This is a genomic window from Variovorax sp. V93, assembly GCF_041154485.1.
Taxonomy (GTDB): domain Bacteria; phylum Pseudomonadota; class Gammaproteobacteria; order Burkholderiales; family Burkholderiaceae_C; genus Variovorax; species Variovorax beijingensis_A.
On the sequence record NZ_AP028670.1, the window covers coordinates 139,777 to 159,643 of the forward strand.

The 19,867-nt window shown below is 67.9% G+C and carries 19 protein-coding genes; 12 read left to right on the plus strand and 7 right to left on the minus strand.

The features are described from left to right. Positions 1-1,596 (plus strand): aldehyde dehydrogenase (NADP(+)), encoded by a 1,596-nt coding sequence (locus tag ACAM54_RS26665; RefSeq protein ID WP_369651754.1) that lies wholly within the window; start codon positions 1-3, stop codon positions 1,594-1,596. Between the two features lie 13 nt (positions 1,597-1,609). Continuing rightward, entirely contained in the window at positions 1,610-2,503 is an 894-nt protein-coding gene (locus ACAM54_RS26670) for a hypothetical protein (protein ID WP_369651753.1), read from the plus strand. A gap of 18 nt (positions 2,504-2,521) precedes the next feature. Here the strand turns inward: ACAM54_RS26670 and ACAM54_RS26675 are convergent, their stop codons facing one another. Further along, on the minus strand, positions 2,522-3,493 hold the full coding sequence (locus tag ACAM54_RS26675) for a LysR substrate-binding domain-containing protein (RefSeq protein WP_369651752.1): 972 nt from the start codon (positions 3,491-3,493) through the stop codon (positions 2,522-2,524). A 93-nt stretch (positions 3,494-3,586) separates the two neighbouring features. Here ACAM54_RS26675 and ACAM54_RS26680 point away from each other — a divergent pair, with 93 nt between their 5' ends. The 8 genes from ACAM54_RS26680 (at position 3,587) to ACAM54_RS26715 (ending at position 10,530) form a co-directional block, all read left to right on the plus strand. Then, positions 3,587-4,615, plus strand: a complete 1,029-nt coding sequence (locus ACAM54_RS26680; protein ID WP_192324089.1) for an NAD(P)-dependent oxidoreductase — start codon at positions 3,587-3,589, stop codon at positions 4,613-4,615. Then, positions 4,612-5,691 carry an Ldh family oxidoreductase gene (locus ACAM54_RS26685; protein WP_369651751.1) on the plus strand — a complete coding sequence of 360 codons (1,080 nt, stop codon included), beginning with the start codon at positions 4,612-4,614 and terminating at the stop codon, positions 5,689-5,691. Before ACAM54_RS26680 ends, ACAM54_RS26685 begins: the two co-directional genes overlap by 4 nt. A gap of 42 nt (positions 5,692-5,733) precedes the next feature. Then, entirely contained in the window at positions 5,734-6,558 is an 825-nt protein-coding gene (locus ACAM54_RS26690; RefSeq protein ID WP_192324087.1) for a transporter substrate-binding domain-containing protein, read from the plus strand. A 33-nt stretch (positions 6,559-6,591) separates the two neighbouring features. Then, the gene (locus ACAM54_RS26695) at positions 6,592-7,404 is read left to right on the plus strand and encodes a transporter substrate-binding domain-containing protein (protein WP_225612942.1); all 813 of its coding nucleotides are present in this window, start codon (positions 6,592-6,594) and stop codon (positions 7,402-7,404) included. A 236-nt stretch (positions 7,405-7,640) separates the two neighbouring features. After that, positions 7,641-8,324 carry an amino acid ABC transporter permease gene (locus tag ACAM54_RS26700; RefSeq protein WP_192324086.1) on the plus strand — a complete coding sequence of 228 codons (684 nt, stop codon included), beginning with the start codon at positions 7,641-7,643 and terminating at the stop codon, positions 8,322-8,324. Between the two features lie 13 nt (positions 8,325-8,337). After that, on the plus strand, positions 8,338-8,985 hold the full coding sequence (locus ACAM54_RS26705; protein ID WP_369651750.1) for an amino acid ABC transporter permease: 648 nt from the start codon (positions 8,338-8,340) through the stop codon (positions 8,983-8,985). Beyond that, positions 8,969-9,697 (plus strand): amino acid ABC transporter ATP-binding protein, encoded by a 729-nt coding sequence (locus tag ACAM54_RS26710; RefSeq protein ID WP_369651749.1) that lies wholly within the window; start codon positions 8,969-8,971, stop codon positions 9,695-9,697. The genes ACAM54_RS26705 and ACAM54_RS26710 overlap by 17 nt, the downstream gene beginning before the upstream one ends. 20 nt (positions 9,698-9,717) lie before the next feature. Beyond that, positions 9,718-10,530 carry a transporter substrate-binding domain-containing protein gene (locus tag ACAM54_RS26715; protein ID WP_369651748.1) on the plus strand — a complete coding sequence of 271 codons (813 nt, stop codon included), beginning with the start codon at positions 9,718-9,720 and terminating at the stop codon, positions 10,528-10,530. Positions 10,531-10,577: 47 nt separating this feature from the next. On the opposite strand, the gene ACAM54_RS26720 is transcribed toward ACAM54_RS26715, so the two are convergent. The 5 genes from ACAM54_RS26720 to ACAM54_RS26740 form a co-directional block, all read right to left on the minus strand. Then, entirely contained in the window at positions 10,578-11,669 is a 1,092-nt protein-coding gene (locus ACAM54_RS26720; RefSeq protein WP_369651747.1) for a mandelate racemase/muconate lactonizing enzyme family protein, read from the minus strand. After that, positions 11,666-12,520: an NAD(P)-dependent oxidoreductase gene (locus tag ACAM54_RS26725; RefSeq protein ID WP_192324081.1), complete on the minus strand. Its 855-nt coding sequence runs from the start codon at positions 12,518-12,520 to the stop codon at positions 11,666-11,668. The genes ACAM54_RS26720 and ACAM54_RS26725 overlap by 4 nt, the downstream gene beginning before the upstream one ends. Positions 12,521-12,654: 134 nt before the next feature. After that, a complete protein-coding gene (locus ACAM54_RS26730) occupies positions 12,655-13,467 on the minus strand; it encodes a transporter substrate-binding domain-containing protein (RefSeq protein ID WP_192324080.1) in 813 nt (270 codons plus the stop codon). A gap of 150 nt (positions 13,468-13,617) precedes the next feature. Beyond that, positions 13,618-14,814, minus strand: coding sequence for a mandelate racemase/muconate lactonizing enzyme family protein (locus tag ACAM54_RS26735; protein WP_369651746.1), 1,197 nt, complete (start codon positions 14,812-14,814; stop codon positions 13,618-13,620). Between the two features lie 51 nt (positions 14,815-14,865). Next, positions 14,866-15,834 carry a tripartite tricarboxylate transporter substrate binding protein gene (locus tag ACAM54_RS26740; RefSeq protein ID WP_192324078.1) on the minus strand — a complete coding sequence of 323 codons (969 nt, stop codon included), beginning with the start codon at positions 15,832-15,834 and terminating at the stop codon, positions 14,866-14,868. 213 nt (positions 15,835-16,047) lie between these two features. Between ACAM54_RS26740 and ACAM54_RS26745 the strand changes: the two genes are divergently transcribed. Continuing rightward, on the plus strand, positions 16,048-17,091 hold the full coding sequence (locus ACAM54_RS26745) for a LacI family DNA-binding transcriptional regulator (RefSeq protein ID WP_369651745.1): 1,044 nt from the start codon (positions 16,048-16,050) through the stop codon (positions 17,089-17,091). A gap of 132 nt (positions 17,092-17,223) precedes the next feature. On the opposite strand, the gene ACAM54_RS26750 is transcribed toward ACAM54_RS26745, so the two are convergent. Continuing rightward, positions 17,224-18,129: a LysR family transcriptional regulator gene (locus ACAM54_RS26750; RefSeq protein ID WP_369651744.1), complete on the minus strand. Its 906-nt coding sequence runs from the start codon at positions 18,127-18,129 to the stop codon at positions 17,224-17,226. Between the two features lie 86 nt (positions 18,130-18,215). Here ACAM54_RS26750 and mdlC point away from each other — a divergent pair, with 86 nt between their 5' ends. Next, positions 18,216-19,844 carry a benzoylformate decarboxylase gene (gene mdlC, locus ACAM54_RS26755; RefSeq protein WP_369651743.1) on the plus strand — a complete coding sequence of 543 codons (1,629 nt, stop codon included), beginning with the start codon at positions 18,216-18,218 and terminating at the stop codon, positions 19,842-19,844. Positions 19,845-19,867: the final 23 nt, after the last annotated feature.

The following is a 19,867-nucleotide window of genomic DNA, read 5'->3' on the forward strand; positions in this document are numbered from 1 at the left end:
ATGACTACCATCACCCTCACCGGCGACATGCTCGTCGGCGCCAGCGCCGTGCGCGGCAGCGCAGGCACTCAGCGCGCCTTCAACCCCTCCACCAACGCCGAGATCGCCGAGCCCAGCTTCGGCCTGGGCGACGCGGCCGACGTGGACCGCGCGGCCACGCTGGCCGCCGCGGCGTTCGACACCTATCGGAGTTTGCCGCTGGCCACGCGCGCGGCGTTCCTGGAGACAATCGCCGAGAACATCCTGGCGCTCGGCGACACGTTGATCACGCGTGCGCACGAAGAATGCGGCCTGCCCATCGCGCGCCTGCAGGGTGAGCGTGGCCGCACGGTGAGCCAGTTGCGCCTGTTCGCCAAGGTCGTGCGCGACGGCCATTTCCTCAAGGCCACGATCGATCCGGCCCAGTCCACGCGCCAGCCGCTGCCGCGCGCCGACCTGCGCTTGGCCAAGCTGCCGCTGGGCCCGGTGGCGGTGTTCGGCGCCAGCAACTTCCCGCTGGCCTTTTCGGTGGCCGGCGGCGACACGGCCGCCGCGCTGGCCGCGGGCGCGCCCGTGATCGTGAAGGCGCACAGCGCGCACCTGGGCACGTCCGAACTGGTGGGCCGCGCGCTGCAGCAGGCGGTGCAGGCCCACGGCCTGCCCGAGGGCGTGTTCTCGCTGCTGATCGGCGCCGGCCGCCAGATCGGCGAGGCGCTGGTGGCCCACCCGGCGATCCAGGCCGTCGGCTTCACCGGCTCGCGCCAGGGCGGCTTGGCGCTGCAGAAGATCGCCAACGCACGGCACCAGCCCATCCCGGTCTATGCCGAAATGAGCAGCATCAACCCCGTGTTCCTGCTGCCGGCGGCGCTGGCTGAGCGGGCCGAATCCATCGGCAAGGGCTTTGCCGCCTCGCTCGCCCTGGGCGCGGGCCAGTTCTGCACAAACCCCGGTCTTGTGCTGGCCTGCGACGGCCCCGGCTTTGCCGGCTTTCTGCAGGCCACGCACGATGCGTTGACCGCCACGCCGGCGCAGACCATGCTCACGCCCGGCATCCACGCGGCCTACCAGACCAGCTCGCAGAAAGTCGGTGCCACGCCCGGCGTGGAAACCGCGGTGTTGGGGGGCGGGGCGGGCGATCGGCCCAACGCCGCGCAGGCTGCGCTGTATGTGACCGATGCCGCACGGTTCCTGGCCACGCCCACGCTCCGCGAAGAAATGTTCGGCCCCGCCGCCATCGTCGTTCGCACACGCGACATGCAGGAGATGCTGCAGGTGGCGGAGCAACTGGAAGGCCAGCTGACCGCGACCTTGCAGCTGGACACCGCCGACCATGCGGACGCGCGCCGCCTGCTGCCTGTGCTCGAACGCAAGGCTGGCCGCATCCTGGTCAACGGCTTCCCGACGGGCGTAGAGGTCTGCCACGCGATGGTGCACGGCGGCCCATTCCCGTCCACCTCGAACGCGATGTTCACCTCGGTCGGCGCCGAGTCCATCGAGCGCTTCCTGCGCCCCGTGTGCTACCAGGACCTGCCGGACGCGCTGCTGCCCGCCGCGTTGCAGCAGGCCAATCCGCTGGGCCTGTGGCGCATGGTCGATGGCGCTGTGCGCCAGCCCTGAGCGCGGCTTGGCCATGAACCCCGTCAGGCTGCGCGTCGGCCGCGCCGAGTTGCGCCTGCTGCCTGCCGCCGGCGGGCGCATCACCGCCTGCACGCTGGCCGCGCCGGACGGCACGCTGCAGCAGATACTGCAGCTCTACCCCGAGCAGCACGCCGACCTTGACCGATGGGCCAAGGGAGGCATCTACCCGCTCGTGCCCTACAACGGGCGCATCCGCGATGCCCGGTTGCGGCACGCCGATCGCGACTGGGCGCTGACACCGCACGCGGGCAGCCCCCACACACTGCACGGCATCGCCCAGCGCCGGCCCTGGCAACTGCTGGCGTGCGATGCGAGCCGGGCGAGCCTGGTCTACATGCACGCCGCCGACACGCACTGGCCGTGGGCATTCGAGGCGACCATGGACGTCGCGCTGGACCCGGGCCGCGTGCGCATCGCGCTCACACTGCGCAACACCGGCAACGCGGACATGCCGGGCGGCGTGGGCCTGCACCCGTACTTCGTGCACCGGGCCGACAATCAGGTGCGGTTCGATGCCGGCCCCGATTGGCCGTTCGACGCCGACTACCTGCCGCGAGAGCCCGCGGCCGATGGCAGACATCGCCGCCCCTGGACGGTGGGCGCAGCGGACTTCGCGGCTGGCGAGGTCACGCACTTCATTGCGGACTGGTCCGGCACGCTCGATATCCGTTCTGCGCAGGCCAGACCCGTCCGGCTGCTCGCCAGCGGCGCGATGGACCAGCTCGTCATCCACCGGCCCGCGAACGCACCACACGTCTGCATCGAGCCGGTCAGCCATCTGCCCGATGGCTTCAACCTGCACGCACGCGGCGCGACGGGCACAGGCACCCGCATCCTGGCGCCCGGCGCGCAGCTGCAGGGGCAGCTCGACATCGTGCTGGGATGATCGGCGCGCGCCGTGCCATCAACCGCGGCGCGGCCTCTTGCGCGCCAGGCGCTGCAGGATCGCCATCATGTCCTGCGCAGTCGATGTCAGTTCCATGCCACGCCGCGTGACGATGCCGTAGGGCGACAGCGCGCTTTTCAGCCGTACAGGCAAGACGCGAAAGCGCTCGCCTTCGTTGTCGACCATGGCGCGCGGCAGGACGCCGACCATGCCCGCCTTCTCGACCATGTTGAGCATGGTGTAGACCGACGATACGCGCACCAGGTCGGCCGGCAATCCCAGGCCTTCGCCGCCGAACTCAGCTTCCAGCAAGCGCCGCGTCGGCGTGGGCGAATCCTGGATCACCCAGGACAGGCCATGCAGGTCGGCCAGGCTGCGCGAGCGCTGCGAGACAGGGCCATCGCGCCCCGTGAAGATGCACAGCGGCTCGTCGCTGAGCGGCAGCAGTTCGAATTGCAAACTGTCCTGCGGACGCACGAAGCGCGCGAGCACGAAGTCGAACTCGTTCTTCCCCAGGTCCGCCAGCAGCCGGTCGCTGGAGGACTCGACGATGCGCACCGAGACCGCGGGCCGTGTCTTCTTGAGCTCCAGCACCGCCGCCGGCAGCAGACCGGCCGCCGTCACCATGATGGCGCCGATGGTCAGCGTGCCGTGGCCGCTGCGCACCAGCGTGTCCAGGTCGGCACCGAAGCGCTGCGTCTCGCCGAGCACGCGGCGCGCATACACGGCGACGAAGCGGCCAAAGTCGTTGATCTCGATCGCGCGCGCGCGCCGCGTGAACAGCTGCACGCCCAGCACATCCTCCAGGTCCTGCAGGATCTTGGTGGCCGCCGGCTGCGTGAGGCTCATAGCAACTGCCGCCTGCCGCAGGCTGCTGGTGCGCGCCAGCGCGTCGATAAGGCGCAGATGCTTGAGCCGCAAGCGGCCCACCAGGCGATGCCGCGCGCGCTCCGCGGCCTGCTCTTGCGCGTCGTCTCTGCTGATAACCATTGCGTATCAAATCCGGAAATTTCTTCAATATTAATTGGATGGCATCCCTTCTACAGTGCGGGCCGGTTCAACACACTCGAAGGAAGACATCCCATGCAGGTTTTCGTATCAGGCGCCACGGGGCGCGTCGGTGGCACGCTCGCGCGCGCCTTGCTGGAACGGGGCTGGCGCGTGCGCACGCTGGCGCTGCCGCAGGACCGCAACCTGGCGGCCACGCGCGACGCCGGCATCGACTGCGTGGTGGGCGACCTGGCCGACCTCCCCGTCGTACGCCAGGCCATGGAGGGCGCCGATGCGGTGTTCCACATGGCGGCTGCCATCTCGTTCCAGCCGCAGGCGCGCGACCTGATCTGGAGCGCCAACGTCGTGGGCACCTACAACGTGCTGCGCGCCGCTGCGGAGCAGTCCGCCAGGCGGCCGGTGCGCCTGGTGTTCGCGTCGAGCGATCAGGTCTACCCCACGCGCTTCGCGCGCTACCGGCCGACCGACGAACTGCACCCGCGGGAGCCCTACACCTTCTATGGGCTGAGCAAGCTGCTGGGCGAGGACATGGCCGCGTTCTATGCGCGTTCCGAGCCCAATCTGAAGATCAGCACGGCGGTCTTCTCGCACATCGAGGCTGCGCACGAGCTGCTGGACCCGAACGGCGAATATTCCAGCGCGGCGTTTTACGTGAACGGCCGCGTGCGCAGCCTGAAGGCCAGCAGCACGCACCATGCGGGCGCCACCAGCCAGGCCGAACTGCGCAGCATCCTGGACGTGCTGGAGCCGCTGGTCGCGCCCGACGAGCCGCTGCTACTGGCACGCGACGCCGACGGCAAGCCGCACACGCAGGAGCTGGTCGACGTGCGCGACATCGTGCAGGGCCTGCTGCTGATCCACGACAAGCCCGAGGCCATCGGCGAGACCTTCAACCTGGCGCCCGCCACGCCGGTCAGCCTGGCGGAGTTCATTCCCTATCTGGCCGAGGCCACCGGCCGGCGCTACGTCGAGGCGCGCATCCCCGTGGAGCTGGGCCGCACGCACGGCAGTGCGGCCAAGGCGCGCGCGCTGCTGGGCTATGCGCCGAAGTATTCGCTGTTCGACATGGTCGACGAAGCCGCCGGCAGGGGCGCTCTGTGAGCGACAGCCTGCGTTACGACGTCGCCGCTGTCCGCGCGTTCGCGCGCCAACTGTTCGAGGCGGCCGGTCTCGCGCCCGACAAGATCGACAGCGTGGTGCGCTCGCTGGTCACGGCCGACATGATGGGCCACACGACTCACGGGCTGGCCATCGCCCCCTGGTACCTGCAGGAGGCACACAGCGGCGCCATGGCGTTGCACGGCGAGCCCGAGGTGCTGTCCGACCGCGGCGCCTGTGTGGCCTGGAACGGCCGGCGCCTGCCGGGCGCCTGGCTCATCGACCGCGCGATCGACGTGGCGCTGGAGCGCATCGAGGCGCACGGCGTCGTCACCTGCACCATCGCGAACGGCTATCACACCGGTGCGCTGGCAACATACCTGCCGCGCCTGACCGAGCGCGGGCTGATGGTGGTTCTGGCCTGCTCGGGCCCAGCGCACAGCGGCGTTGCTCCTTTTGGCGGCACGCGCGGTTTGTTCACCCCCAACCCGCTGGCCGCCGGCATGCCCAGCGGCGGCGACCCTGTGCTGCTGGACATCAGCTGCTCCATCACCACCATCAAGCGTTCGACGCAGGTGGCCAAGGCCGGCGGCCGGCTCCCGGGCCAGTGGGTGATGGACGCACACGGCGAGCCCACGGACGACCCTGCCGTGCTGCTGCAGGGCGGCGGCAGCCTGCTGCCCGTCGGCGGCCTGGACCACGGCCACAAGGGTTACGCCATGGCCTTGCTCGTCGAGTCGCTGACGCAGGGCCTGTCGGGCTACGGCCGCCGCGACGGCCCCACCGGCACTGTGATGAACACCTTCCTGCAGGTGCTGGATCCGGCGGCCTTCGGTGGCCGCTGCGCATTCACCGACGAGACCGACTGGCTGATCGAAGCCTGCCACGCCAATCCACCGCGCTCCGGCCTCGACCGCGTGCGCGTGCCCGGCGATCGGGCCATGGCGCGCCAGCGCACGGCACTGGCCGAAGGTGTGGCGCTGGACCAGGCCATCCTCGACGGCTTGGCGCCATACGCCTCGGCCTGTGGCCTGCCGCTGCCGCAAGCCCTGAACCAGCGCGACACCCAGGCGGCCTGAATCCATTTCCCTTTCACCGACAACACGACCAGGAGACAAGACATGCACCACAGTCCCATACCCAACCTGCGCCGCACCTGGCTACAGGCCGCCCTCGCCTGCACGCTCGCCGGCGTCGCCTGGGCGCCAGCCCATGCCGACGCGCTGGACAGCATCGCCAAGAGCGGCGTGCTGCGCATCTCGATCGACCCGGCCGCGCCGCCCTACTCCGCCAAGGACGCCAAGCTCGCGTTCGCGGGATCGGAGGTCGAGGTCGCCGAACTTCTGGCCAAGGACCTGGGCTTCAAGCTGGAGATCGTGCCGACCAATCCAGCGAGCCGCATCCCGTACGTGCTGACCGACAAGACCGATCTGGTGATCTCCACGCTGTCGATCACGCCGGAACGCGAGAAGGTGATCGATTTCTCGGTGCCGTATTCCGGCATCCAGGTCATCGTGGGCGCACCGCGTGCCACGCCGCTGGCTCGCATGGACGACCTGGTGGGCCGCAAGGTGGCCGTGGTGCGCGGCAGCACCAACGACGCCGAGCTGACCAAGGCCGCCAAGCCCGGCACCGAGGTCGTGCGCTTCGACGACGATGCGACCGCCATCACCGCGGTGCTCAGCGGCCAGGCCGAGTTCTATTGCACAGCGCCCGCCCTGCTGGCCCCGGTCAACCAGCGCAGGCCGGAGCTGGCCATGGAGCCCAAGCTGGTGGTCAAGACCAACCTCACCGGCATCGGCATCCGCAAGAACGAGACACGCCTGAAGGCCCGCGTGGACGACTGGGTGCGCGAGAACCTGCGCAACGGCAAGCTCAATGCCATCTACCGCAAGCACCACAACGCCGACCTGTCGCCCGACGTCGCGCGCGCCGCAGGCGCCTGACACCCAACCCGAACCGACATCAAGGACACTGCCATGACCATGCGCCATTCCGGCCGCCTCCTCGGCGCCCTGTGCGCCGCCGCGTGCACCCTGTGGGCGCCTGCCGCCCTGGCCCAATCCGATACGCTCGCCAGAGTGCAGGAGAGCCGCAAGATCCGCATCGCGATCGACCTCAACGTACCACCCTGGTCGTACAAGAACGACAAGCTGGAGGTGACCGGCTCGGAAGCCGAGACCGCCCAGTTGCTGGCCAAGGACCTGGGCGCGGAGCTGGAGATCGTGACCACCAACGGCGCGAACCGCATTCCGCTGCTGATCACCAACCGCGCCGACATCGTGATCTCGGCCATGACCATCACGCCCGAGCGCCTGAAGACGATCGACTTCTCCATTCCGTACTCCGGCATCTCCACGTTCGTCGCCGCACCGAAGTCCATGGTCATCCGTACGCCGGCGGACCTGGCCGGCAAGCGCATCGCCGTCACGCGCGGCACCACCAACGACACCGACGTGACAAAGCTCGCGCCGCCCGGCGCCGAGATCGTGCGCTTCGAGGACGAGGCCACCACCATGACCGCCGTGGTCAGCGGCCAGATGGACGTGATCGCGCAGGCCACCACGCTGATCGCGCTGATCAACCAGAAGGCGCCCGCGCGCCAGCTGGAGCCCAAGCTGCCCTTGCAGGAATCCCTGTTCGGCGTCGGTCTCCGCAAAGGCGACACACGCATGAAGGAGTGGATCGACCGCTGGATCCAGGCGCAGCTCAAGAATGGCAAGCTGCAGGCGATCTACCGCAAGCACCAAGGCGCGGATCTGCCAGCGGCGGTGCTCAAGTCCGCTTCCTGAGCGCTGCCCCGCACGCCAGCGCAAGGGGTTTCGTCCCACCCAACGGGACGATCCAGGGCGACTCGGGTTAACCCTGAACGCCCTGAACACCGGGGTGCTCTTTAGCATTCCCGGCACGCGTCGTCCACCGCCTGTCCGGATGGTGGGACGCCCTCCCCTCGCACCATGAGCACTGCCTTCCTTCTTCTCCGCTGCCGGCCCCGCGCCACGCAGCGGCCTCACCCGAGGTCCACCCCTTGAACTACGAATTCGATTTCGGCGCTGTGCTGGCGTTCTGGCCACTGTTCGCCGAAGGCGCCTGGGTCACGCTGCGGCTGGCCTTCTTTGCCACCGTCATCGGCTTTCTGTTCGGCACGCTGTGCGCGATCGCGCGCACCAGCGGGCCGACCTGGCTGCAACGCATCGTGGCCGGTTATGTGGAAGCCATCCGCAACACCCCGCTGCTGATCCAGAGCTACTTCCTGATCTTCGGCATGGCCAGCATCGGCCTGCGGCTGCCGATCCTGGTGGGCGCCACGATCGCCCTGGTGGTCAACATCGGCGCCTACACCACCGAGATCATGCGCGCGGGCATCGACTCGATCCAGCCGGGCCAGCTGGAGGCGGCGGAATGTCTGGGCTTGTCGCGCACGCAGGTCTACCTGCATGTGGTGCTGCGCCCGGCCATGGAGCGCGTGTACCCGTCGCTGGCCAGCCAGTACGTGCTGCTGATGCTGGCCTCCAGCATCCTGTCGTCGGTCGGGGTCGAGGAACTGTTCGGCATCTCCAACCGCGTGCAGAGCGACACCTTCCGCAACTTCGAGGTGTTCGTCGTGCTTGGCGTTGTGTACCTGGCGCTGTCGATGCTGCTGCGCGCGACCTTCTGGCTGCTGAACCTGGCGCTGTTCACCCGCCGGCGCAAGCTCGGCACGCCGATCTGAAGGAGCCCGCACCATGAACATGCAATACATCGGCTCGCTGCTGCAGGGCCTGTGGGGCACAGTGCTGCTGAGCCTGCTGACCTTCCTGTTCGGCGGCCTGTTCGGCCTGGTCATCGCGCTGGCGCGCATCTCGCCGCTGCGCCTGGTCGCCCGCGCCACGCAGGCCTACATCCAGTTCATGCAGGGCCTGCCGCTGCTGGTGCTGATGGGCCTGTGCTTCTACGGCCCCAGCCTGCTGGGCATGCAATCGGTCAACCCGCTGTTCGCGGCCACGCTGGCCATGACCTTCTACGCCGGCGCCTACCTGGGCGAGATCTGGCGCGGCTGCCTGGAGGCCGTGCCCAAGTCGCAGTGGGAGGCTGCCGAATGCCTGGGCCTGTCGCGCGGGCAGCGCATGCGGCTGGTGGTGCTGCCGCAGGGCCTGCGGCTGGCCACGCCGCCCACCGTGGGCTTCATGGTGCAGATCGTGAAGAACACGTCGGTCGCTTCGCTGGTGGTCGGCTTCACCGAGCTCTCCTACAACGCCAAGGTCCTCAACAACACCACGTTCCAGCCATTCCTGTACTTCGGGCTGGCCGGTCTTCTGTATTTCGCGGTCTGCTATCCCTTGTCCCGGCAGGCCCGCAAGCTCGAAAGGAAGCTCAATGTCAGCCGTCGTTGAACTCAGCAACATCCACAAAACCTTTGGCACCAACCATGTGCTGCGCGGCGTGAGCTTCGAGGTGGAACGGGGCCAGGTGGCCGCCATCATCGGCCAGAGTGGCTCGGGCAAGAGCACGGCGCTGCGCTGCATGGACCGGCTGGAGACGATCGACCAGGGCGAGCTGACGGTCTGCGGCCATGCGCTGCACGACCCGCGCCTGGACGTGAAGAGGCTGCGCCGCGACGTGGGCATCGTGTTCCAGAGCTACAACCTGTTCCCGCACCTGACGGTGGAGCAGAACGTGACGCTGGCGCCGCGCACGGTCAAGGGCATCAAGGCATCCGAGGCCCGCGAGATCGCCGCCGCGGTGCTGGCCAAGGTCGGCCTGCAGGAAAAGATGTCGGCCTACCCCGAGCAGCTCTCGGGCGGCCAGCAGCAGCGCGTGGCGATCGCCCGCAGCCTGGCGATGGAACCCAAGCTGATGCTGTTCGACGAGGTGACCTCCGCGCTCGATCCGCAGCTCACCGGCGAGGTGCTGCGCGTTATGGAACAGCTGGCCAAGGACGGCATGACCATGGTGCTGGTCACGCACGAGATGGCCTTTGCGCGCAACGTGGCCCACAAGGTGATCTACATGCGCGACGGCAAGGTGCACGAGAGCGGCACCGCCGACATCCTGCGCAAGCCCTCCACGCCCGAGCTGGCGCAGTTCGTCAGCGCCGACGCCTGATTTCTACACAAGGAGCAACCGTGATTTCTCGGCGACACATTTTTCCCCTGGCGGCCCTCGGCGCGGCTTGCCTGCTGGCCGGTGCCCGGCCCGCCCACGCGCAGCAGGACACCCTCGCTGCCATCCGCCAGGCCAAGACCCTCAAGGTGGCCCTGGAGTTCGGCCGCCCGCCATGGGGATACAAGGACGACAAGCTCAAGATGACCGGCTCGGACATGGAGGCCGCCGAGTTGCTGGCCACCGACCTGGGCGTGAAGCTGGAGATCGTCGAGGTGACGGGCCCCAACCGCATCCCCTTCCTGCAGACGCGCAAGGCCGACGTGGTGCTGTCGACCTTCTCGATCACGCCCGAGCGGCTCAAGGTGATCGATTTTTCGCAGCCCTACGCCAGCGCTGTGCAGATCGTCGGCGCGCCGAAGAACGTGGTGCTCAAGAGCGAGGCCGACCTCAAGGGCAAGCGGGTGGGCGTCACACGCGCCACCACCGGCGACGTGGAACTGACCAAGAAGGCCAAGGACCTCGGCGTGGAGGTGCTGCGCTTCGACGACGAGTCGACCAACATGACGGCGCTGGCCAGCGGCCAGGTCGACATCGTGGTGCAGGAGCCGGCGACGCTGACGGCCGTGGCCGCGCGCAACCCGGCCCGCCAGATCGAGCCCAAGTTCATCTTCGCGCAGTTCCCGGTGGGCATCGGCCTGCGCAAGAACGACACGGAACTGAAGGCCTATCTCGACCGATGGGTCAAGGGCCACATGGCCGACGGCAAGCTGAACGCGATCTACCGCAAGTTCCACGGCACGGACCTGCCGACCGAACTCCTGAAAGGCGGCTGAAGCCGCCCGGCCGCTCCCTGTGTGCGGGAGCGGCCATGCTCACAGGGTCAGACGCGGTAGCGCGCCAGCACTTGCGCGTCGGGCACGAAGCCGTGGCCCGGCACCTGCGGAATGCGCACCGTGCCGCGCACCGGCAGCGGCGTGCCGCCCTCGGCCAGGTCGGCTCCAGGCTTCACGTACAGGTGCTCGAACAGCGGCTCGCCCGCCAGGCCCGCGCCGAGCTGCAGAGTGGCGAAGTAGCCGGGGCCGAAATACGGCGAATGCGGCATCATCGTCACACCCTGCGCCTCGGCCAGGGCCGCAACGGCCACGAACTCGGTGATGCCGCCGACCTTGATCACCGAGGGTTGGGCAAAGCGCACGGCGCCTGCTTCCAGCATGCGGGCGAACTCGTGGCGCGTGCAGGCGTTCTCGCCGGCGCCGAGCGGGAACGCACTGTTCAATTGCGCCTGGGTGCGGATGTCCTCCGGCGGAAACACCGGCTCCTCGACCCACATCGCATCCACCTCGCGCAGCACGGCGATACGCTCCCGGGCCTGCTCGGTCGACCAGGCGCAGTTGACGTCCACCGACAGGCCGATGCCCGGCCCGCTGGCGGCGCGGCCGGCACGGAGGATGTCGGGCTCGATCTCGTGCAGCTTGATGTAGCGGTAGCCCTGGGCAACGGCTTCGCGGCAGTACTTCTGCACCAGCTCGGCGTCGCCATAGCGCACCAGGCTCGCATAGGCCGGGATCTCGCTGCGCCGCGCGCCGCCCAGCAGGGCATGCAGCGGCTTGTCCTGCGCCTTGGCGGCGATGTCCCACAGCGCGATGTCGAAGCCGGAAATGGCGAACATCGTGATGCCGTAGCGGCCGAACAGGTGCAGCCGGCGCTGCAGCTCCAGCGTCAGCGCCTCGGGCGTGGCCGGCAGCTCGCGTCCCTGCAGCAAGGGCGCGACCATGCTGCGCGCGGCCGCCGCCACCGCGGCGCGGCAGGAATACGCAAAGCACTCGCCCCAGCCGACAAGGCCGGTGTCCGTCTCGACGCGCACCAGCACGAACTCGAGCGAGTCCCAGCGGCCCGGCGTGATGCCCAGGCCGCTGCCGCCGTCGTCGAACGGAATGACCGCCTCGATGACTTCGATGTGCGCGATCTTCATGCGGCGCTCCTCGTGCGCGGCAGCAGCCGATCGGTGTCGCCTTCGTATTCGGATTGCGAAAACTGGCCGCCCAGCGTCAGCTCGGCCGCGGCGAGCGCCGCGGCGCTGCCGGGCGTGGGCAGCGGATCGTCACGCAGCACCTGTTCGTCCCAGCCCTCGGAGCTGTCCTGCGGCACATAGCCCAGTGCGTAGGCCGTGGCGTTGTCGTAGTGGCGGCCCTCGGCGTCGGAAATGCCGTAGACGATGTCGAAGCCGATGTCCGGATGCTCGATGCCGATGGCCACCAGCTGGCCCAGGTCGCGCCAGCTGAGCCAGCTGCCCAGGCGGCGCCGGTCGATCGGCCGCGTGTTGACATTGCCGATGCGCACTGCCAGCACCTGCATGCCGTACTTGTAGGCGTACAGCGCGCCGAGGGACTCGCCGAAGGCCTTGCCCACGGCGTAGCGGCTGTCGGGCCGCAGGATGGCGGTGTCCCCCATGCGCGGTCCGTGCGGCGCGCGCGGGTGCAGGCCCACCACGTGGTGTGAGCTGGCGTAGACGACGCGGCGCACGCCGGCATCGCGCGCGGCATCGAACACGCTGATGCAACCCTCGACGCTGAGCTTGACCTGCTCGGGCCAGGGGGCGTCGGTGGTGCAGGCCGCCAAGTGCACGACGGCGTCGCAGCCGCGCAGCTGCTGTGTCATGGCCGCCTGGTCGGTGATGTCGACGACGGCAGCTTCCTCATGGGCCGCGATGTCCTGGATCGGCTTGATGTCCAGCGACAGCACGCGGTAGCCGCGCTTGAGCAGTTGCGCGCGCAGGCCGGTTCCGACCAGTCCTGCGGCGCCCGTGATGGCAATACGTTTCATACTTGAAAAGGTCTCGGTTGAGCCCGCGTCGCGGGGTGTCGCAATTGTCGAACGCAGCTGTCCATGCCGGAGAGCGCCGCGCACTCGGCTCCGCCAGCTGTACCAGATGGCGGGACGCACACGCCACCGTCCGCCTAACGCGCAGCTTGTGCTACCGCAGCGGGCAGGTCGATGCCTTGATTCTTCTTGAACACTGCAGCCAGTTTGCCATTGGCCATGTTGGTCCTCACCCATTGGTCGACCCATTCCTTGAGCCGCGCCTCGTTCTTGCGCATGCCGATGCCGTGCAGGTTGTTGCGCAGCACGATCTTGGTCTCCAGCGCCTTCGCCGGATTGCGCTTGTTGACGGTCTCGTTGAGGGTGACCGATTGCGCGACGATGTCCACCTGGCCGCTCAGCACCGCGGTCAGCGTGGTCGCCTCGTCCTCGAAACGCACGATCTCCACGTCCTTCGGAGCGGCGGCGGTCAAGTCGGTGTCCATCGAGGTACCGCGCGCGACGCCGACGCGTTTGCCGGAGAGATCGGCCATGGTCTTGATGGCCATGCCGCGCGGCGCAGAGACCGCGGTGGTCGTGCCCGAGTACGGCAGCGAGAAGTCGATGACCTTCTGCCGCTCGGCGGTAATCGTCATCGCAGCCACCACGATGTCCGCCTTGTCAGTGATCAGCTGCGGAATGCGGTTGGCGCCATTGGTCGACACAATCTCCAGCGTCACGCCGAGATCCTCAGCCAGCATCTTGGCAGTCTCGTATTCGGATCCGCTCATCTCGAGCTTGTCGTTCTTGAACGACCAGGGCGGAATGCTGGGGTCGAGCGCAATGCGGATCTTCTTGGCTTGCTGGATGCGTGCCAGTGTGTCGCTTTGCGCGTGGGCAGCTGTACTGCCAAATGCCAGCGTGCCTGCAAGGCAGGCGCTGACGATGGTGAAAGTGCGTCGGTCGATCATGGTGTCTCCTGTGGATGCGCGATCGGGGCGACTGACGACGCCCTGCGGCCCGCTGATGCTAGGAGGCCCGCGCGGCCGCGGCGTACGGCCCCGCGGGCGCAATGGCCGAAAATCCCCACCCGCTGGGACGCGGCGGCGGTGGCGGCAGACTCAGGGCTGCTTGCCGAACTCCTGCGTCTCGGTCGTCCACTTCAGTGCCTGCTCGCTCAGGCTGAAGCCCAGGCCCGGACGGTCCGACAGGTGCATGCGCCCGTCCTTCAGGTGCATCTGCTCGTTGAACATCGGGCCCAGCCATTCGAAGTGTTCGAGCCAGGGCTCGATCGGGTAGGCTGCGGCCAGGTGCAGGTGGATTTCCATCGCGAAGTGTGGTGCCAGTTTGCGCCCCTTGAAAGCCGCCAGGTTCATGATCTGCAGGAAGGGCGTGATGCCGCCCACGCGCGGCGCGTCGGGCTGGATGAAGTCGCTGCCCTCGGCCATGATGAGCTGCGCGTGCTCGCCGAAACTGGTGAGCATCTCGCCGGTGGCGATGGCGGTGTCGAAACGCGCGGCGAGCTGGGCGTGACCCTCGAAGTCGTACGCGTCGAGCGGTTCCTCGATCCAGGTCAGGTCGAAGCCTTCGAACGCGCGGCAGGCACGCGTGGCCTTCTGCCGATCCCATTGCTGGTTGGCATCGACCATCAGTGGGAACGAATCGCCGAGCAGCTTGCGCACTTCGCCCACGCGCTGGATGTCGATGGCCAGGTCGGGCTGGCCCACCTTGAGCTTGATGCCGCCGATGCCGCTCTCGCGCGAGATGGCCACGTTCCTGAGCACCTGGTCGAGCGGCGTGTGCAGGTAGCCGCCCGAGGTGTTGTAGCACTGCACCGAGTCGCGCTCGGCGCCCAGCAGTTTGGCCAGCGGCAGTTTCGCGCGCTTGGCCTTCAAGTCCCACAGCGCGATGTCGAAGGGGGCGATGGCCTGCGTCGTGAGGCCGCTGCGGCCCATGCTTGCGCCGGCCCACAGCAGCTTGGTGAACAGGCGCGAGATGTCGTTCGGGTCTTCGCCGATCAGGTTCGGCGCGAGCTCCTTGGCATGCGCGTACATGCCGGGGCCGCCGGCGCGCTTGGAGTAGCCGAAGCCGATGCCTTCATGGCCGTCGCGCGTGCGGACCTCGGCAAAGATGAAGGCGATTTCGGTCAGCGGCTTCTGGCGACCGGTGAGCACCTTGGCATCGCTCACCGGCGTGGCCAGCGGCAGGTAGGTCAGCGAGAGCTTGATCCAGTCGATGCGGTCGGCCGCATCGGCCGCGGTGCGCGCGCCTTCAGCCACCTTGGCATAGGAAACGATGTTGGATTCGACGGCTTTCATACGGTCACTTTCGGAAATGGGAACAAGGAAGAAAAGGGAAAGGCGCGAGGTTCATTCGAGCTTGATGCCGGCCTTCTGCACCACCTGCGTCCAGCGCGCGGTCTCGTCCTGCACGAAGCGTGTGTAGTCGACCGAGCGCGAGGCCACCACCACGAAGCCATTGGCTTCCAGCTTGGCACGCACGGCCGAGTCTGCAAAGCCCTTGACCATGGCGGCTTCGAGCTTGTCGACGACGGCCTTCGGCGTGCCCTTGGGCGCCGACAGGCCGGTCCACGACACGGCGCTGAAACCGGGGTAGCCCGACTCGGCCACCGTGGGCACGTCGGGGAACAGCGGGTTGCGCTGCGCGCTGGTGACGGCCAAGGCGCGCAGCTTGCCGGCCTTGATGTGCGGCAGCACCGAATCCTGGTTGGTGAACATGCCGGGGATCTGGTCGGCCAGCACGTCGTTGAGCGCGGGTGCGCTGCCCTTGTACGGAATGCCCACCATGTCGAGCCCCGCCACCTGCTTGAGGTACTCGGTGGTGACGTGGCCGGACGAGGCGTTGACCTGCCCGTAGCTGAACTTGCCCGGGTTGGCCTTGACCCATGCGATGAACTCCTTGAAGTTCTTCGCCGGGAACGATGGGTTCACCACCAGCACGTTGGGCCCGGCCGCAAGCTGCGACACGTGGACGAAGTCGCGGTTCGAGTCGTACGGCGGCCTGGGCGAGAAGCCGTGGATGATCGCGTTGCTGCCGATGCCCGACAGCAGCAGCGTGTAGCCGTCGCCCGGCGCCTTGGCCGCCTGCTCGGTGCCGATGGCGCCGCCCGCCCCGCCCTTGTTGTCGACGATGAACGGCTGCTTGAGCTGCCGCCCGAGCACCTCGGCAATCAGTCGGCCCATGATGTCGCTGGTGCCGCCCGCGGGGAACGGCACGATGAGCTTCACCGGGCGCGATGGGTAGTCATCCTGGGCGTGGGCTGCGCCGGCCAGCAGGCCGGCGACGGCCAGGGCGGCAAGAAGGGTTCTGCGGAACATATGGGTTGTCTCCTGTGCGCTGGGTTCGCTTGTTGGATGCTTGTTTATGGAAGCGCTTTCATTTTGGCTTTCACAAGAGCTTTTACAACCCTTGTCGATCACCCCTCATTCAGAATAGTCCCACAGCATGGGACGCGGCGGACCGAGCTGATAGCGCTTTCATTTCAAGAAGTTTCTACTGCCTCACAAGGCTATGATCGACGGCGTTTCGCCATGCCCGTTCCCAAGACCCACATTTCTGAAGAGACCTCGCCACCTGGCACCGCCCGCATGAGCGACGTGGCGCGCGAAGCCGGCGTGTCGCTGGTCACCGTCTCGCGCGCCATCAACACCCCCGACAAGCTCGCACCCGACACGCTGGCCGCCGTGCGCGCGGCCATCGAGCGGCTGGGCTACGTGCCCAACCTCATGGCGGGAAGTCTGGCGTCAAACCGCTCTCGCATCGTGGCGGCGATCGTGCCGACCATTTCAAATCTCGTGTTCTCCGAGACCCTTGAGGCGCTCGCGCAGACGCTGGCCGACGGGGGTTACCAACTGCTGTTGGGCCAGAGTGCATACCGTCCCGGCGACGAAGCCGCGCTGGTCGACACCTTTCTCGGCCGCCGCGTCGACGGGCTGGTGCTCACCGGCATCGCGCAACCGAGCGCGTTGCGGCTCAAGCTGCGCCGCGCGGGCGTGCCTGTAGTGCAGACCTGGGACCTGCCCGCCGCAGGTGACGAGGCGCCGATCGACATGCTGGTCGGGTTCTCGAACGTCGATGCGGGACGCGCTGCCGCCAGGCACCTGCTCGCGCGCGGGCATCGCGCGCTGGCTTTCATCGGCGCCGAGGAAGAGCGTTCGCGCCTGCGGCTCGAAGGCTTCCGCGCGGAGGCCGCCGCGCAGGGCGCGGGTGAAGTGCCGGCTGAACTGATCCGCCCGCCGGTGCAGATCGACGATGCCGGACCACGGCTCGCGCAGCTGCTCGCGCGGCGCCCTGACATCACCGCCGTGTTCTGCAACAACGACCTGCTGGCTGCCGGCCTGCTCTTCGAATGCCAGCAGCGCGGCTGGAACGTGCCGGGCCGCATCGCGGTGATGGGCTTCGGCGACATGCCGATCGCCCGAGCCGCGTCACCGCGCCTGTCCACAGTGCGCATCCGCCGTGCCGAGATGGGCGAGCGCGCGGGCCAGATGCTGCTCGCGCGTCTGGCCGGTGCAGACCCTGGCGCGCGGCTGGTAAACATCGGCTTCGAAGTGATCGTACGCAGCAGCACGTGAAGTGACCGATGGATGGCCCCCCGGAACCCCGGGGCGTCAAGGCGCCTGGTGATCATCCCTTCTTGCGCGGGGACATGAGTTTCCGCGCAAGGTCCTGTTTCCGCAGGCCCTTCGTCCGCGTGCTGCCGGCCGTCAGCGTCCCTTGTCCTTGAAGAGACCGACGAAGAGGTTTCGGATCCATTGGAGCGCAGGGTCTGACTCGAAGCGGCGGCTCCAGTGCATCGACACGGTGAAGGTGCTGCGGGGAAGTTCGGCCGGAAGCAGTGCATAACGCTTGGCATCGATGAACCGGCGTGCGATTTCTTCCGGCATCACCACGGCGAGGTCGGTGCGTTCGATGATGGCCGGCAATGCAAGAAAGTGCGCGGAGGTCAGCACCAACCTGCCGTCCAGCCCGAGCTGCTGCAGGATACGGAAGGTCTCCGAATGCGATCGCACGGCCACGTACTCCAGCCGCCGCAAGTCCTGGATGGTCGTATGCCCCTTCTTGGCCTTGGCCATGGGATGCCCCGCCCGGACCACCACTGCATAGCGGTCGCGCAGCAACTCGACACGCTCCGTTCCGCTGACCGAGGGCAGGAAGCCAAGCGCGAAATGAATAGCACCGGTTTCCAGGGCATCGGCGATCTCCGCGTGCGGCAGCGGGGTCGTGTGCACCCGCACGCCGGGTGCCTGGCGGTGCAAGGCCGAGATCAATTCCGGCAATAGCCTCGCCTCCCCGATGTCGTTCATGTGCATTCGAACGGTCATGCGCGAGTGCGAAGGATCGAAGCTGTCTTCGTCTCGCAACACCTCTTGAATGGCGGCCACGGCCGGCTGCACCACGCTGGCCAGCCGTTCCGCCCGCAGGGTCGGCCGCATGCGTCCGTTGGCGCGCACGAACAGCGCGTCGCCCAGCGCAAGCCGCAATCGCGTCAACCCCTGGCTGGCCGCCGGCTGGGACAGCCCCAGCGCATCGGCCGCAAGGCTGACGCTGCCCAAGCGATACACCGCTTCGAACAGGCGAAGCAGATTCATGTCCAGCTTTTCACTATGCATAGTGCTTATTTTCTTCTAGATGTTTCATTGTATTGATGAATAAACCACCAGCGGCAAAACTGCGGCATTCATCAAAAGGAGCATTCATGGATCAACGCGTCGAGCCGCTTGAGCAAGAGCCACTCGCAGTGGGCCGCACCCTGTCCGTGCGGGACGCCGTCTACAAGCTGCTGCGCGCATTCGGCATGACGCGCGTGTTCGGGAACCCCGGGTCGACCGAGCTGCCGCTGTTCATCGACTTTCCGGACGATTTCCACTATGTGCTCGGCCTGCAGGAGTCGGTGGTCGTGGGCATGGCCGACGGGTATGCCCAGGCCACGCACAACGCGGCGTTCGTGAATCTGCACTCCGCCGCCGGCGTCGGCCATGCAATGGGCAACATCTTCACGGCCTATCGCAACCGCACGCCGCTGGTGATCACGGCCGGCCAGCAGGCGCGTTCGATCCTGCCCTTCGAGCCCTTCCTGGGATCCACGCAGGCGGCCGAGTTGCCGAGGCCTTATGTGAAGTGGAGTGTGGAGCCGGCGCGGGCCGAAGACGTCCCGCTGGCGATCGCGCGTGCCTACTACATCGCGATGACGCCGCCGCGCGGTCCGGTCCTGGTCTCGATCCCATCGGACGATTGGGACGTCCAGACCCTGCCGGTCGATGCGCGAGAGGTCAGCCGCCACCTGCGCCCGGACCCGGACCTTCTCGCGCGCATCGCCAAGGCGATCGACGGCGCCCGCTCACCGGCCTTCGTGGTCGGTGCCGCGGTCGATCGCGACGAAGCCTGGAACGAGGCGGTGCAGTTGGCCGAGCGGCACAACGCGCGCGTGTATGTCGCGCCCATGTCGGGCCGATGCAGCTTCCCGGAGGACCACCCGCTGTGGGGCGGCTTCCTGCCTCCGATGCGCGAGCGCATCGTCGAGCGGCTCGCCGGACACGACCTGGTGTTTGCGCTCGGTGCGCCGGCGTTCACCTACCACGTCCCGGGCCAGGGGCCGCATCTCCCGGAAGGAACCGAGCTCGTGCAGCTGACGGACGATCCTCAGGTCGCGGCCTGGGCGCCGACAGGAACCTCGGTGGTCGGCAGCATTCGCCTCGGCTTGCTCGACCTGCTAGAACAGAGCCAGCCGCGAGATCGCGCGGCACCACCGCCTCATCCACGGCCGCCGCGCGTTGCAGAACCATCGCCTGGCGAACGCCTGCCGGTGCCGTGGGTTCTGCAGACGCTGGCCGATGTGCGCGCGCGCGACAGCATCGTGGTCGAGGAAGCACCCAGCGCACGGCCGGTCATGCATGCGCACCTGCCTATCCTCGCGTCGGAGACCTTCTACACCATGTGCAGCGGCGGCCTGGGCTACGGACTCCCCGCGGCCGTGGGCGTGGCGCTGGGCAAGCCCGGCGCACGGGTCATTGCACTGATCGGCGACGGCTCGGCCATGTACGCGATCCAGGCGCTGTGGAGTGCGGCGCAGCTGGCGCTGCCGGTCACGGTCGTGATCCTGAAGAACCGCCGCTACGCGGCGCTCTACGAGTTCGCCCGCATCTTCGGCTACCGGCCCGACGAGCATGTTCCGGGCACCGACCTGCCAGATCTCGATTTTGTTGCGCTGGCCGGCGCGCAAGGCATGAAGGCGCTGCGCGTCGAGACGGCCGAGCAGTTGCGCCCGGCCTTGCACCAGGCCCTTCAATCGGCTGCACCGATGCTGGTCGAGGTCGAAGTGGCCTGACAGTTTTTCGCTTTCTTTCAAAC